The organism is Thiohalobacter sp. IOR34, from assembly GCF_030406045.1.
Classification (GTDB): domain Bacteria; phylum Pseudomonadota; class Gammaproteobacteria; order Thiohalobacterales; family Thiohalobacteraceae.
The window spans coordinates 1,057,841-1,073,010 of sequence record NZ_CP128988.1 but is presented as its reverse complement, the minus strand read 5'-3'; the positions used below and the strand labels follow the sequence as shown (position 1 = coordinate 1,073,010).

Genomic DNA, 15,170 nt, shown 5'->3' with positions numbered 1-15,170 from the left:
GGAGACGATGAAAACACGGACAACGATCGCCACGGCCACCGCCCTGGCCATCCTTGGAATGACGCCGCCCGCGGAGGCCGTCTTCGTGGACACTTTCTTTGGCTGGAACTACGTGGACTCGGAGAGCTATACCTATGGCCAGTACTATGTCCCCGACACTATGACTCTCCTGGAAATCTCCTACCTCGGGGCATCAGGCACATGGGATCTGGTCATGCCGGATGGCATGGGGGACTACAGGGGCGTTTACTACGACCCCTACACCTGGCCCCCGACCGACATCGACGGCGTGACGACACGGTACTTGCCGACCCAGACCGTGCCCATCGACTGGATACCGCCGGGCAAACTGACACCCTGGGGCAGCGTCTACGGCTTCCCGACCATCGGCATCACGCGCGTCATGACCAACTTCGCCACAGTGGTACCCGAGGGTGGGCAACCCTATGTGGTTGGCCTGTCAGACGGCATCCTGGATGCATATGAACTGGTCAATTCCTACAGCGACGAACGCGGCGACATCTACGACCTCGGACGCACGGGCAACTTCTATAGCCCCACCCTTTCCGCGCCGGATTACGTATACGGCAAGGCCATCTTCTCCGCGGCCTCGTTCGAAACCGTCGTGCCCCTGCCGGCCGCATTCTGGCTGTTCGGCAGCGGCCTCTTCGGCCTGGCGGCCATCGGCCGCCTGCCACGGTTCCGATTCGGAAACGACAGCGCCGCAGCCTGATCGGACACTAGAACGAAGAGCGGAGATCAGGCTACACATTCCAACACCACAGCGACGCCAGGGTGGTGATCGACAGTGCCCCGGGCGAGTGCAGCCGCGTCCGCCTGTTCCTGCCGCTATCTGGTGTCACTGCGGAAGCGGGCCAACAGCTAACCGAGCCCAATAGTCTCGCCCCTTGTACCCATATCCGGGGACACCGCCCCCAAGCATGACATCCTATACTGCTTCACTAGTGTCCGGAATATTAGTCAAATAGATTCAACTGGTTACTGAAATTTGCATCGCTTATTGCTTGGTCGCATCTTGTAAGTAGTTGATCTATTGATGTTGTTTCGAAAGCGGTCACACTCAGAATCTGTAGTATCGAGTAGAGGCTGGCCTGGATATTGAGACGCTTCTTGATGATGGCGACCAGCACATAGACGGAGACGGCGATCCAGACCTGAGTCTTGACGGCATTCTCCGAGGTACCGAAAAACGACTTGATTCGCAGGTGCTGCTTGATCCATTTGAAGAACAGCTCCACCTGCCAGCGATAGCGATAAAGCTCGGTGATAGTGATCGCCGGAATGCTGAAGTTGTTGGTCAGAAAGACCAACCGCTTGTCGGTCTCGGCATCGTAATATTTGATCCGGCGTAGTCGGTCGGGATAGTACTGGGCGGTATAGAACCCGGTCAGCGCTACGGTTTGGTCGCAACGCAGGCCGGAGTTCTTGTCCACGGGATGAGAGTAGATCCGACGGAATTTCAGGTTGGACTTGGCGCGAATGACGAAAAAAGCCGACGCATGGTGGAGCTGATGGAGACGCTCGAAGTCTGTATAGCCGCGGTCCATGACGTAGAAGGCTCCGGGCTCTGGCAATAGCAGGTCGAACACGTTGACATCGTGGAGTTTTCCATCGGAGATATGGATAAACGAGGGGATATTGCCTCGTAGATCGAGCAGGGTATGCAGCTTGACAGCCGCCCTGGTTCGCCGGAAGCGAGCCCAGGGAAAGACCGACAGGCAAAGGTCGATGGTGGTGGCGTCGAGCGCGTAGACCGTGTTGTCGAGTTCGAGCCCGAGTTCCTCGTCGGCATAAAGCCGTCGTGCGATTTGGATCAGCGACTGGGCAAAGTCTGCGTAGATCCGCCAGTCGCGTTTTTCGTTGGCCTCGGCCAGGGTACTGCGGGCTACGCGAGAGCGAATACCCATGTGGTAGAGCTTGTTGCTTTGGGCATTGAGGCAGGCCTCTATATCGCGCAGGCTCTCCCGGTAGGTGAGTTGTGCGAAGGCCATGCACCGGTACTGATCCTGGCAGCTGAAGCGTTTTACGTGGCGGTTGCCGTTGTAGCGCTGGATGCAGCGCCGAAGGGTGTGCAAAGGCAGATGATCCATCGCCTGTGCGAACACGAGTTTGCCTGTGTACATGACTTGACCGCTCCGACCCGGGATACCGGGCTAAAGCGTGCCCCTGGCCCAATGGCCAGTTCAAGTCGGTGACAGGCGAAAATGGCATATTACTCTCGTATTAACAATGAGTTAGCGACAAAGAAGAACGGTTTTTCCGGACACTAGTGATACTGCTTATAAACGAAGAAGGGCACAAAAAGGTGGCTCCCATGCAAACTGCTTCGATATTTCCCAGACACGTCATGCTGATCGTCGGCTGCCTTGCCGCAAGCCTTTTGGTGACAACCCAGGTCAGCGCGATACCCATTACGCGGCTGGAACCCTCCGCCACTACCGTGTCGACAGGCTCGGCCTTCAGTGTTGACGTGTACGCCGATGGCATAACCGATGTCCATTTCCTGTGGGGACCCGACGAGCTCCTTGCCTTCGGGTTCGACATCCTAATGCCCCCGACCGGCATCAACTTCACCGGAGCCACCGTGGGATCAGCATTTCATGATGACTCGTCGGCGCTATCGCTCACCCAAGTCGCCGGCTCAGCCTTTCCGGGCGTATCGGGCGACAACATACTGCTCGCCCGACTTGACTTCGAGGCCAGCTTGTCAGGGATCTTCACTCTCGGAATCACCTCGGACCCCTCGGATCCGAATGAAGGGTTGATCACCTTTTTATCACCCTTCCCGACAGGCATTGAGACATATATGACTGTAAACGTCGAAGGTGCCGGATCGACCGGGACCGTCCCTGAGCCGTCGACGCCACTACTGATGGCGCTCGGCGGCTTGGGTCTGGTCCGACACAGACTACCCCGAACCGCCCGAGGCCAACGAAACACACAATGACGTGGCCTGCAGGATGAACCCGTGGAAGGATTGCCGAAATGAACATGGCATGTCTCAGCAAGCCGCTACCTTGGCTCACCAAAGTGGCAAGTATCGCCACACTGCTGATCGCCGGCGCCGTTTCCGCCAATCCTTGGTGGCAATGCGGCCTGCTCGACTATTCGGGCCGTTATGGGCCGTCCGAAGTGATAGACATTGACCCAGAGGATTCCGGGCTGGCTTGTTCAAACCCGGGCATCCTCAGCCTCACGGTCTATTTGACTACCGACATGCCCGGCACCAAGCTGCCAAATGAATTCTTTCACGATGCCTGCGTCACCCATGATTATTGTTACCGCCATGGCGCATATACCTACGACAAGACAAGGGAAGAATGCGACGACCAGATGCTCGACGACATGTTCACCCTTTGTGAGGAGGCGTGGGATCCTGCCAGAGGACTGAAATGCCAGGCCGCCGCGTTGATGTACTGGAACGGACTGCGGAACACGCCCCAGGCCTTCGCGGCCTTCCGCTCACCCAGTGTCCGCCGGACCGGCGTAGCCGATATCGTCAAGAACTGGTCTGCCAGCACCTTCGCCGGGCAGGATTACTGCCGGGAAACGGCCTTGGGAATCTTCTGCACTACCGACACCGGCCTGTACTGCGAGTACGACGCCCTGACGCCGCAGCGCGCGGAAGGCAAAGGCCGGTTTCACCGGCTGTGGGCTATCCGTTCCGACCCAGCCTGGGAGTTGCTTACGAACCTCGACTTCCCGGACTTCATGGACGGACGCAGGCTGGTCCCCGTCCCAGACATGTCGAATCTCAATGACCTGATCCAGCAATTCTTCAGCAAGCGAATCGGCGACTGGGGACAGGGTTTCGACCAACCCGTGGACGCCGCCCTCTATTACCTGATGCTCCAGGAGGTGGATCTGGAACGCCAGCAGCAACTACGCACGTCCACGGCGCCCTGCAGTCTGGCAGAGAGCCAGTGGACGGTGGCTGGCACCCCCGTCACCCGCACCCTGATCGACCCCGGGAGCAGCGAAACCTGCCGCAGTGATCTTTGGCAACAGACGTTCTGGCAGTGGTGGGATGCGCTGGTCGCGGACATGCGGCGTTGTTCCGTCCCGTTTGCCAATGCCATGGGCGACACTCCGGACGACGGAGACGACGATGGCATCACCGATGCCTGCGATCTCTGCCCATCGTTCCCGGATCGCACCAACCAGTGCGGCTTCGCCGATGCCAGCAATCTGCTCACCGAGCGGCATGCACCCCGCGCGGGTAACGGGGTCGCCTGGGCGGATATAGACGGCGACGGTGCCCCGGATCTCTATGTGAGCAACGACGGTCTCCGGGCAACCTCGCCCCTCGACCACCTGTTCATCAATCTGCCGGATGCTTCTGCCCCCAATGGGCGGTCGTTCGATGATGCCACCGACGAAAGAGGGATCACTGGACCGCTGGACAGGGGTTATGGCATCGCCTTCGCGGATTACGACAACGACGGCGACCTCGATGCCTATGTCGCCAACGATGGAACAGCCAACAGATTGTATCGAAACGACGACGGTTACTTCGTCGATGTCACCCCCTCACTGCTGGCCGACCCGGGGCCTGGACGAAGCGTGTCCTGGGTGGACTACGACGGTGATGGACTGGTAGACATCTACCTGGTCAATCATGGTGCCGCCAACCGACTGTTCCGCAATACCGGAGGCGGTACGTTCGTGGAGACGACCACCGGCCCGCTGGGCGATGACGGTCCCGGCACCGGTGCGAGCTGGGCCGACTACGACAACGACGGCGACCCGGATCTGTTCCTGACCAACGATGGGGAGACAAATCGCCTGCTACGCAACGACGGTGGGGGGCAGTTCACCGACGTCACACAGGCTGTGTTGGGGACCCTGGACACGGCACCCACCATGGGCATCGCCTGGGGCGACTATGACAACGACGGCCTGCAGGATCTCTACCTGTCCAACGACGGCGTTGCCAACCGGCTGTACCACAACCTGGGTCCGGACGACAACGGCCACTGGCGTTTCCAGGATGTCACCCGACCGCCGCTGGACGACGCAGGCCCCGGACGCAGCGTCTCCTGGGCCGACTTCGACAATGACGGCGACCTGGATCTTTACCTGGTCAACCATGGATCCAGAAACAGGCTGTTCGAGAACACCGCTTCCGGCTTCGTCGAAGTGGGTGGAGAGAGCCGCGTCGCCGATCCCGGGTTCGGCCGTGGCGCGGCCTGGGGCGACTACGACAACGACGGCGACCTGGATCTCTATATCGGGAACCTGCGCCTGCAGGGCGGACCACAGGACCGTTTGCTGACCAACCTGTCCGGTTCAGGGCAACCGTGGCTGGAAGTCGATCTGGTGGGTACTTGTTCCAACCGGTCCGCGATCGGCGCCCGTCTCCATCTGCAAACCAGGGCGATCACCATCACGGAAACGGCCGGCGTCGATTTCGGGGATGTCAGACGATCCACCGACAATATCCCCGGCGTTCCGGACGTGGGTCCCTCACTGCCCTCTGCTCCGACTCAGCCCCCGCAGATCTTCATCGGCCACACAGGTGCACCCGATCTGGGTGCCGGCATGCCCTTCGGCTTCCTCCTCGGTGATCCGCGTGGCATCGGCAGCGGGCTGCCACCCCTGGGTGGCGCATCCCCTGCACCCGGCAACCCCAGGGGTGGCTTCTTTGCCGAACTGGATCCCTTCTCCGGTTTCCTGCCACCAGCCGACAGCGGCGGAGAAACCAGGGGTCCGTCACGCGACGGTCAGGTCCGTACCCATGACCAGTACCGGGAACTGAGGAGCGGTGGCGGCTATCTGTCCCAGGACACTCTCACCGTCCACTTCGGGATTCCCTTCCGGCCAGGCAGCCGCACCACAATCATTTCCACCCTGGAGATCCACTGGCCATCCGGCATTGTGCAACGCGTCGGCGACGATGCCGTCGGCCTGTTCATGAACCAGACCCGGCTGAAGATCACTGAGCCGCCGTGTCCGTCACAAACGAGCCCGGATGTGGACCTGGATCTGGAAAACTCGGTAAACCTCGCCAGGGTCCTGATCGGCGAAGACAAGCTGGACTACCGGTTGACCGTCCGCAACCTCGGTTCGACGGAAGCCACAGGTGTCCGCCTTCTTGACTATCCATCCCTGAAGACCGGTTTCCTGAACGTTTCTCCGAGTCAGGGTGAATGCTCGACACTGCCCCTGGCATTGCGCACGACCAAGCTCGCCTGCGACCTCGGTACACTCGCCCCAGGGGACAGCGCCACGGTAACCGTCGTCACCACGGCGGATCTGCCCGGCCAGGCGGAGAATCGCGCCATGGTAACCGCCAACGAGCCGGACAAGGACCCCAGAAACAACGCCGCCCGATCCACTACCCTGATCGTCGATCCCGCAGCGGACGGTGACGGGGATAGCGTGCCCGATGACCTGGACAACTGTCCCACGATTTCCAACCAGGCCCAGACCGATACCGACGGTGACGGGCTGGGCGACGCCTGTGACGAGGATACAGACGGGGATGGTGTCAGCAACGATCTGGACAATTGTCCGAGGGTATCCAATCCGGATCAGAAAGACATGGACAATGACGGCATGGGAGACCCGTGTGACCCTGACCTGGACGGCGACGGGATTGCCAACTTCGGGATCGGCAGACTGGACAACTGCCCCAGGACACCGAATCCCGGTCAGTGGGACAGCGACGGCGACGGCACGGGCGACGCCTGTGACCCGGACCGGGATGGCGACCGCATCCCGAACACCAGAGACAACTGTCCCAGCCGCGTCAACCCTGATCAGGCTGACAGGGACGGAGACGGCACGGGTGATGCCTGTGATCCAAATCCTGAGGTTGCCGGCGACCTCAATGGCGATGGCATTCTGAATGGTGACGACTACCTGATCATCCGCTCCCTCCTGGGTCGGTGCAATAGCGGCGGTCGAAAGGGCACGGACGTTTCCCGGGCGGACTATGACCACGACGGGTGCATTACCTATGCGGACTACCGGATATGGTACGGCTTTTTCAGAAGTGCCAGCTCACCGTAGATTTTGTTCCTGATACGACAGTCACAGGGAGGTCCGTTCTCTCATCCCACCACCCCGGCAGGAGAAGCCAAGCCTCACATTTCCTGACTGATTCCGAAAATCACAATCTTCCCGCCGTGTTGTATTGTGAGACCTGACCCTCGTTATTCTGACCCTCGTTATTCCTCGTTATTTGACCCTCGTTATTCTTGTGGGATCGCGAACGGCCGTGGATCTTCCGTAGGTCGGGTTAGCCCGGAGGGCGTAACCCGACGGAATTCCACGAAACCCGTCGGTGGCCTCCGATGCCTCGGTGGAAGTACGTCGGATTACGGTGCTCCCGCACCTAATCCGACCTACGAGGTCCGTGGGATTGCCAACGGCCGGGGATCTTGCGTAGGTCGGGTTAGCCGCGAAGCGGCGTAACCCGACGGGGTTCCACGAAATCCGTCGGTGGCCTCGGATGCCTCGGTGGTAATACGTCGGATTACGGCGCGGAGCGCCTAATCCGACCTACGTTATTCGTGCCCCACCGTCTCCGGGAGACGGATGCCGGAAGCGCCCCAATCCGGCGCCAGCACGCCACGGCGGACATACAGACCAAAGCTCGACCAGGCCCAGTCCGCCGGCCGGCTCACATAACCATGACGTACGGGGTTGTAGTGAATATAGTCGACATGGGCGCGAAAGTCGGCCTCGTCCCGGATCAGGTGTTCCCAATAGCGGTGTTGCCAGACCGGTCGTTTTCCTTCGCAGGGACGTACGTGATCCGGTTTCTCCTCCGAAGGTTCCGCCATGCATCGTTTGGTGAATGCCGTCTTGATCAGGCGCCAACGGCGCGCGAAATCGGCATCGCCCGGTGGCAGGGTCCAGATGCAATGGAGATGATCGGGGAGGATCACGATGGCATCGATGGTGAAGGGATGCCGGCGCATCACCTTACGGAAGGCGTCACGCAACCATTGGACGGTGATGCCGGTGGTGAACAGGTCATTCCGTCGGTGGGTGACCACGGTGAAGAACCAGCGCCCTCCGGGCACGAAGGCACGGCGGTATTGCATGGCTTCCTCCTTGAAGCGTGGATGTCGTCCTTGACCATGTCGTAACCGATAATTCTACGTAATTATACGTAGGTCGGGTTAGCCCGGAGGGCGTAACCCGACGGGGATCCACGACATCCGTCGGTGGCCTCGGATGCCTCGGTGGTAGTACGTCGGATTACGGCGCTGCGCGCCTAATCCGACCTACGGGAGACGTGGGATTGCCAACGGCCGTGGATCTTGCGTAGGTCGGGTTAGCCGCAACGCGGCGTAACCCGACGGGATTCCACGACATCCGTCGGTGGTCTCCGATGCATCAGTGGAAGCGCGTCGGATTACGGCGCTGCGCGCCTAATCCGACCTACGGGGGCTGCACATCACCGAGATGCGCACATAGGGGGGTCACGCACATAGGGGGGTCAGGTCTCGCACATAGGGGGGTCAGGTCTCACATTCCCATACGCAGACATACGGGGGTCAGGTCTCACATTCCAATACCACAGTGGGAGGAACCGGGCCCCATGTCAGATTGTGAGACCTGCCCCTCGTTGCTTGCTCGTTGCTTGCTCACAAAATAACTTGACGCCATGGCGTCTTGGCGGCCAGAGTTTCCCCAGCCCATCACGAGAACCAGTCCACCCCCTCCCCGCACAACCGCTCCCTGAACCAGGCCAGTGCCTTGCCCTGGTGGCGGGTGCGCCAGACGTAATAGAGCCTGTGCCGGATACTGGTGCCGTCTTCGGTGGCCTTGATGACGAGGCGACCTTCGGCCAGGTCCTCCTCGATCATGTGCCGTGGCAGGTGGCCCACGCCCAGGCCCCGCCGCTGCGCCTCGCGCTTGGTTTGCAGGTCCGGCACGGTCAGCACATTCTGACCGGGCAACAGGCCGACCGTCCTGGGCGGGAGCCCCCGGGAGCTGTCCGCGGCGGCGACGGCGCGATGCCTGCGGATCAGGTCGTTGGGCAGGGGCTCCGTTTCCCCGGCCAGGGGATGATGGGGCGCGACCACGAACACGAACTCGACCTCCCCCAGCGGGTGGAGGGCGTAGCCGCCGCCGGGCGGGCCTTCGCCGGGCGCGCCGATCACCAGGTCGGCCCGCCCCGAGAGCAGTGCGTCCCAGGTGCCGCCCAGTACTTCGGTGTACAGACGCAACCGGGTGTCCGGCGCGACCCGATAAAAGGCCTCGCACAGATCGAGCACCTTGGCATAGGGAATCAGGTCGCCGACGGCGATCCGAAGCTCAGCCTCCCATCCCGTCGCGATCCGCCGGACGTTCCGCGCCACCCCGTCCGCCAGGGTGAGGAGATCCCGCCCTTCGCGCAGCAGGGCTTGGCCTGCGGGTGTCAGGTGAGCGCGATGGCCCCGGCGGTCGAAAAGCTGCACGCCCAGGCTGTCCTCGAGCTTCTGGATGGCGTAGGTCACCGACGAGGGTACGCGGTGCAGTTCTTCCGCGGCGGCCGCAAAGCTGCCACGGCGGGCGATGGCATCGAGAACGACGAGCGCGTCCAGGCTGATTCCGGGTTTCATGTTCGATTTTTTCGAATGCATATTTGCAATATTTTCGCTATCAACCCAGATTTTTCGGAACTATTATGCGCCAAATCATTCGAAAGTATGAACAGGCGCATGAAATGAAGGGATTTCTGACCGGATCGGGCTATGAGCCGCCAAGGACGCCAAGCAGCCCTTACCCCCACGTCGGGTTACGGTGCTGCACACCTCTTGTACCCCTTGGGGTGAACCCGACCTACGGCTTGTCTTGGCGGCTGACTGCTGAAGGAAAGCCGGGATGACGCGCATGCGGCTGCGCAACGACCGCCAAGGCTACGGGCTGGTCTCGGTGGGGCTGCACTGGATCATGGCCGTGCTTGTCATCGGCCTGTTCCTGCTGGGGGAGACCATGGTGGACCTGGACTACACCCATCCCTGGTACCACAAGGCCCCGGATCTGCATCGCGGCCTGGGTGTGGTCACGGCCGGGCTGCTCGCATTCCGGCTCGTCTGGCGGCTGGCCAATCCGCTGCCGGAAATCCTGGGCCGGCCCTGGGAGCGGCGCGCGGCCTTGTGGGTGCACCGGCTGTTCTACCTGTTGATTGCGGCCGTGGTTACGAGCGGCTACCTCATCACCACTGCCGACGGCCAGGCGCTGTCGGTGTTCGGTGCCTTCGAGATCCCGGCCACCCTCCACGGCCTCGAAAACCAGGAGGACATCGCAGGCCGAGTGCACGAATGGCTGGCCACCCTGCTGATCGCGCTTGCCGCGCTCCACGGCCTGGCCGCGCTGAAACACCATCTTCTGGACCGCGACCCCACCCTGTTGCGCATGCTGGGCGCGGGCGGGCCGCATTCATCATCACCCACAAGGAGGAACACACCGTGATCCGAAAAACGCTCTATCTTCTCACCCTGATTCTCGGCCTGGCCAGCGTCCAGGCGCAGGCCGCCGAGCATTACATCATCGATACCAAGGGCATGCATGCCTTCATCACCTTCCGCATCCAGCACCTTGGATTCAGCTGGATGGAGGGGCGCTTCAACCGCTTCTCCGGCGATTTCGACTACGATGAGGCCAACCCGGCCAACAACCGGGTGCGCGTGGAGATCGACGTCGCCAGCATCGACACCAACCATGCCGAGCGCGACAAGCATCTGCGCAGCGAGCGCTTCTTCGACGTGAAGAAATACCCCAAGGCCAGCTTCGTCAGCACCGGCTGGGAAGACCTGGGCGAAGGCCGCGCCCGGCTCAAGGGCAAGTTCACCCTGCGCGGTGTCACCAAGGACATCGTCATCGACGTGAGCCAGGTCGGCGCGGGCAAGGATCCCTGGGGTGGGTTCCGCCGCGGCTTCGTGGGCACCACCACCCTGCATCTTTCCGACTACAAGATGAAGGAAGGCCACATCCTCGGGCCGGTGGCGGAGAACATCCAGCTCTGGCTGTCCATCGAGGGCATCCGCCAGTAACCACGATCACAACACGTAGGTCGGATTAGGCCCGAAGGGCCGTAATCCGACGTGCTTCCACCGAGACTTCGGGAGCCACGATGGTGTCCGTGGAAATACGTCGGATTACGCCGCTGCGCGCCTAATCCGACCTACTTCTTCTTGCGGGCGGCGACGCGCAGGCGCAGGGCGTTCAATTTCAGCATACCGGGGGTCACCATACCGGGGGTCACCATACCGGGGGTCACACCACACACCATACCGGGGGTCAGGTCTCACATTCCTACACCACAGTGGGAGAAACCGGACCCCATGTCAGATTGTGAGACCTGACCCTCATTCCGTGTGCTCAGCCGAGCTGCTGAGATTCTCCGCGCATGGAAAACCCCAACCCGTCGGCCGGCTCAGTACGGCTGATCGGAACCCGGGGCATCGCGGCCGTTGCAGGTTTCCGGGCTCAGGCCAAGCTCTTTCGCTGCACGGCACAGCGCCTCTTGCCGAGACTCGAGTACCCGGTCGGCGGCAAGCTTGTCGAGAATACCCTGGTCTTGCAGGAACTGGCGGACCCGTGGGCGCAGACCCGCCAGGAAGACGCAGCGCTGGCGCGTCTGGGCATCGCTGATCATGTCCTCGATGGCGCGGGTCGAGGTGAAATCAACTGCCGGCACGTCGGTCAGGTCCATGACCAGGACATCGTACTGATCGAAGGCAGCCAGTTGCCGGACCATGCCCTTGGCCGCACCGAAGCTCAGTGGCCCCTCCATGTGGTAAAGCAGGATGCGGCCACCGGCCTGTTCGAGGATGGCCGCCTCCTTCGCGGACAGCGGAGCCTCAGGAGGCGGCTCGGTGAAGGCCTGAATGCTCTCCAGTTGCAGATCGGCCATGCGCTTGAGAAACAGGAAGCTGGCCATGATCATGCCCACCGCAACCGCCGTGATGAGATCCACGAACACGGTGATGAAAAAGACCGTGAACATGATGACCACCCCCGCGCGGGGCGCGGTGCGCAGGCGGCGCAGATAGTCCCAGTCGATGATGTCGGTACCGACCTTGATGAGGATGCCGGCCAGCACGGCATTGGGAATGAAGCGCGCGAAGCGGCCGGCACCGAGAACCACGGCGAGCAGGATCAGCGCATGCAGGGCACCGGACAGCGGCGTCTGCCCTCCGGCGCGCACGTTGACCACGGTGCGCATGGTCGCCCCGGCGCCGGGCAGGCCTCCGAACAGCCCGGCGACGGCATTGCCGATACCCTGGCCGATGAGTTCCCGGTCCGAGTCGTGGTGACTGTGAGTGATGTTGTCGGCAACGAGAGAGGTCAGCAGGGAGTCGATGGTGCCCAGCAGGGCCAGGACCAGCGCCGACTTGACCATACCGATGAGGATCTGCCAGTCGGCGGCGAAGGTCGGCAGATGGGGTTGGGGCAATCCCGAAGGCACCTCACCGAGGATCGGTGCCTGCCCCGGAAGAACAGCAGCATCAGCCCGGTACCGACGATCAGCGCCAGCAGGGGCGCGGGGAGAATACGGTTCATACGCGCCGGCAGCAGATAGACGATGGCCAGTGACAGCAGGCCCAGGGCCAGGGCCGCGCCATGGGGATGGCCCAGAAAGCCGGGCAGCGCCTCGGCCGAGGCCAGAGGGCCACCGGCAGCGGGATGGCCGAGCAGGGGCCCGATCTGCAGCAGGATGATGATCACCCCGATACCACTCATGAAGCCCGAGGTCACCGGATGCGGCACCAGGCTGATGAACTTGCCCAATTTCAGGACACCGAACAGGATCTGAAACAGGCCACCGAGGATGACCACGGTGAAGGCCAGGGCTGCACCCCGGCTGGGGTCGTCTGGAAACATGGCCGTGTACTGGGTGAAAACGGCCGCCATGACCACTGTCATCGGGCCGGTGGGCCCGGAGACCTGGGCCGGCGTGCCGCCGAACAGGGCGGCGAAGAAACCAACGAAGATGGCGCCATAGACGCCAGCGATGGGGCCGGCACCGGAAGAGACGCCGAAGGCCAGCGCCAATGGCAGGGCGACGACGGCCGCCGTTATCCCGCCGTAGATGTCACCGCGCAGGTTGTCGAAATGCAGACCATGAATCCAGTACATGACGGACCTCGCCTTGTTCAGGGGACAGAAGAGATTCAGGCAACCGATTCATTATACAGGCCAATGAGCCGCCGCATCGACTGAAACCCCCAGCAGATACAAGGCGGCCGCCCCCATCTATCCGTCCTCGCCCCGAGCCGGCCATTCGTCGGCCAACAGGGCCATGACCTGGCGCCAACCCGCCTCTGCCTCGGGACCTGCCCTGTCGAATACCCTTGCCAGCTGCTTGCGCTGTTCCCCGGTGAGCGTCGCCTCCAGTCGTTTCCCCTTTGGCGTCAGCCGCAGACGCTTGACGCGACGGTCATGCAGATCCTGGCGGACAACGACGAGCCCATCGTCGATCAATTGCCGCAGCGGCCGGTGCAGATACTGCTTGCTCACCCGCATGATGTCGAGCAGTTCATTGATGCTGCACTCGGGATTGCGAGCGATGAAATAGAGCACCCGGTGATGTACCCGCGAGTAGCCAAGCCGCGCCAGGCGCTCGTCGGGATGAGCGGTAAGCGCCCGGAACCCGAAGTGCAGCGCCTCCAGGGCCGCATTGAGCTCGCCAATCCTGCGCCGGTCCGATGCCTTTGCGTCAACCATATTGACATTATAGGTTCAGCTGGCGCACAATCCAAAGGGTCAATATCAATGACCTTCTGGAGGCAAGATGTCCGGCAGCGGCGTTTGCTGGCTGGAGGGACGTATCCAGCCACTGGAGACAGCACGGATACCGGTGCTGGACCACGGCCTGCTCTACGGCGACGGGGTGTTCGAGGGCATTCGGTTCTACCATGGCCGCCCCCTGCTGCTCGCCGCGCACCTGCAGCGGCTGTTCGCCTCGGCCCGGGCCATCGCCCTGCCCCTTCCCTGGACGCTCACCGAGCTGAGCGAGATCGTCACCGCGCTGATCGACGCCTATGGTCATGCGGAGGGTTATATCCGCCTCATCGTGACGCGGGGTGACGGGGCACTGGGCATCGATCCGCGACACTGCCGCGAACCCCGTCTGATCGTCATCGCCGATGCCCTGCAGATGGTCGCCCCCGAGATCCGGGAGCGCGGCGCCCGGCTGATCATCGCCTCGACGCGACGGCTGCCGCCCGACGGCCTGGATCCGCGGATCAAGAGCCTGAACTACCTCAACCATATCCTCGCCCGCCTGGAGGCCAACCAGGCCGGGGCCGATGAGGCCGTGCTGCTCAATGCCCGCGGCTGCGTGGCCGAGGGAACGGCGGACAACCTGTTCATCGTGCAGCAGGGCAGTTTGGTCACTCCGCCGGTCACCGACGGCGCCCTGGCTGGTATCACCCGGCAACTGATCCTCGACCTGGCCCGAGACCAGGGTGTGAACACCGAGCAACGCTCGCTGGCCCCTTACGACCTGTACACGGCGGACGAGTGCTTCCTGAGTGGCACCGGCGCCGAGTTGATCCCGGTCCGCGAGGTCGACGGACGGCCGCTGACGGCCTGTCCCGGCCCCCTGTTCCGGCGCTGCGCGGCCGCCTTCCAGACCTTCATCCAGCAGCACTGCGGGAGGAATCCCCCATGAACAGGAAACCACCGATCCTCAATATCGATGCCGTATCCCTGGAGGACTGGGTCCATGGCGATGGCTTCGCCGCCCGGCTGGGGGCCATCGGCCGACATCTCGGCGCCCGCAAGCTCGGTTATCGGCTGGTGGTGCTGCCCCCGGGAAAGGCCGCCTGGCCCTTGCACGCCCACTACGTCAACGAGGAGATGTTCTTCATCCTCCAGGGGCAGGGCTGCCTGCGGCTTGGGCCGGCACGCCATCCACTGCGTGCCGGTGACGTCATCGCCATGCCTCCGGGTCCCGAGCGACCACATCAGATCGTCAACGACAGCAGGGAAGAGCTGCGTTATCTGGCCGTCAGCACCATGGAGGAACCGGACATCGTCGAAATGCCCGACTCCGGAAAAATCAACATCATGGTGGGCAGCCCGCCCGGCGGCAACAAGTCCGCACGAAAGCTATCGGCCTGCTTTCCCAAAGGAGCTGCGGTCGATTACTGGGAAGGAGAAAGCTGATCCAGGACCACCCACAAATTCGGCTGGTGACC

General features: G+C 62.2%; 12 protein-coding genes and 1 pseudogene. 7 read left to right on the top strand and 6 right to left on the bottom strand.

The window, feature by feature from the left end; translation table 11 throughout:
• Positions 1-7: 7 nt before the first annotated feature.
• Complete coding sequence (locus tag QVG61_RS04965) at positions 8-733, top strand: VPLPA-CTERM sorting domain-containing protein (RefSeq protein ID WP_289932234.1); 726 nt, start codon at positions 8-10, stop codon at positions 731-733.
• A 244-nt stretch (positions 734-977) separates the two neighbouring features.
• Here the strand turns inward: QVG61_RS04965 and QVG61_RS04960 are convergent, their stop codons facing one another.
• The gene (locus tag QVG61_RS04960; protein WP_289930013.1) at positions 978-2,144 is read right to left on the bottom strand and encodes an IS4 family transposase; all 1,167 of its coding nucleotides are present in this window, start codon (positions 2,142-2,144) and stop codon (positions 978-980) included.
• A 224-nt stretch (positions 2,145-2,368) separates the two neighbouring features.
• On the opposite strand from QVG61_RS04960, the gene QVG61_RS04955 reads away from it, so the two are divergent.
• Entirely contained in the window at positions 2,369-2,968 is a 600-nt protein-coding gene (locus QVG61_RS04955) for a PEP-CTERM sorting domain-containing protein (protein WP_289932233.1), read from the top strand.
• 38 nt (positions 2,969-3,006) lie between these two features.
• The gene (locus QVG61_RS13640; RefSeq protein ID WP_354671185.1) at positions 3,007-7,035 is read left to right on the top strand and encodes an FG-GAP-like repeat-containing protein; all 4,029 of its coding nucleotides are present in this window, start codon (positions 3,007-3,009) and stop codon (positions 7,033-7,035) included.
• A 497-nt stretch (positions 7,036-7,532) separates the two neighbouring features.
• On the opposite strand, the gene QVG61_RS04935 is transcribed toward QVG61_RS13640, so the two are convergent.
• Together QVG61_RS04935 and QVG61_RS04930 are read right to left on the bottom strand one after the other, a co-directional pair.
• The gene (locus tag QVG61_RS04935) at positions 7,533-8,075 is read right to left on the bottom strand and encodes a transposase (RefSeq protein ID WP_289932232.1); all 543 of its coding nucleotides are present in this window, start codon (positions 8,073-8,075) and stop codon (positions 7,533-7,535) included.
• Between the two features lie 600 nt (positions 8,076-8,675).
• Positions 8,676-9,581 carry a LysR family transcriptional regulator gene (locus tag QVG61_RS04930; RefSeq protein WP_289932231.1) on the bottom strand — a complete coding sequence of 302 codons (906 nt, stop codon included), beginning with the start codon at positions 9,579-9,581 and terminating at the stop codon, positions 8,676-8,678.
• 271 nt (positions 9,582-9,852) lie between these two features.
• On the opposite strand from QVG61_RS04930, the gene QVG61_RS04925 reads away from it, so the two are divergent.
• Positions 9,853-10,434, top strand: a complete 582-nt coding sequence (locus QVG61_RS04925; protein ID WP_289932229.1) for a cytochrome b — start codon at positions 9,853-9,855, stop codon at positions 10,432-10,434.
• The gene (locus QVG61_RS04920) at positions 10,431-11,015 is read left to right on the top strand and encodes a YceI family protein (protein WP_289932227.1); all 585 of its coding nucleotides are present in this window, start codon (positions 10,431-10,433) and stop codon (positions 11,013-11,015) included. Before QVG61_RS04925 ends, QVG61_RS04920 begins: the two co-directional genes overlap by 4 nt.
• A gap of 383 nt (positions 11,016-11,398) precedes the next feature.
• On the opposite strand, the gene QVG61_RS04915 is transcribed toward QVG61_RS04920, so the two are convergent.
• The 3 genes and pseudogenes from QVG61_RS04915 to QVG61_RS04905 form a co-directional block, all read right to left on the bottom strand.
• Entirely contained in the window at positions 11,399-11,722 is a 324-nt protein-coding gene (locus QVG61_RS04915) for a sodium-independent anion transporter (protein WP_289932721.1), read from the bottom strand.
• 303 nt (positions 11,723-12,025) lie between these two features.
• Positions 12,026-13,104: pseudogene (locus tag QVG61_RS04910) on the bottom strand (SulP family inorganic anion transporter); the annotation flags it as partial.
• A 117-nt stretch (positions 13,105-13,221) separates the two neighbouring features.
• A complete protein-coding gene (locus QVG61_RS04905; RefSeq protein ID WP_289932226.1) occupies positions 13,222-13,692 on the bottom strand; it encodes a MarR family winged helix-turn-helix transcriptional regulator in 471 nt (156 codons plus the stop codon).
• 67 nt (positions 13,693-13,759) lie between these two features.
• On the opposite strand from QVG61_RS04905, the gene ilvE reads away from it, so the two are divergent.
• Both ilvE and QVG61_RS04895 read left to right on the top strand, forming a co-directional pair.
• Positions 13,760-14,641: a branched-chain-amino-acid transaminase gene (gene ilvE, locus QVG61_RS04900; RefSeq protein WP_289932225.1), complete on the top strand. Its 882-nt coding sequence runs from the start codon at positions 13,760-13,762 to the stop codon at positions 14,639-14,641.
• On the top strand, positions 14,638-15,138 hold the full coding sequence (locus QVG61_RS04895; RefSeq protein WP_289932224.1) for a cupin domain-containing protein: 501 nt from the start codon (positions 14,638-14,640) through the stop codon (positions 15,136-15,138). The genes ilvE and QVG61_RS04895 overlap by 4 nt, the downstream gene beginning before the upstream one ends.
• Positions 15,139-15,170 lie beyond the last annotated feature (32 nt).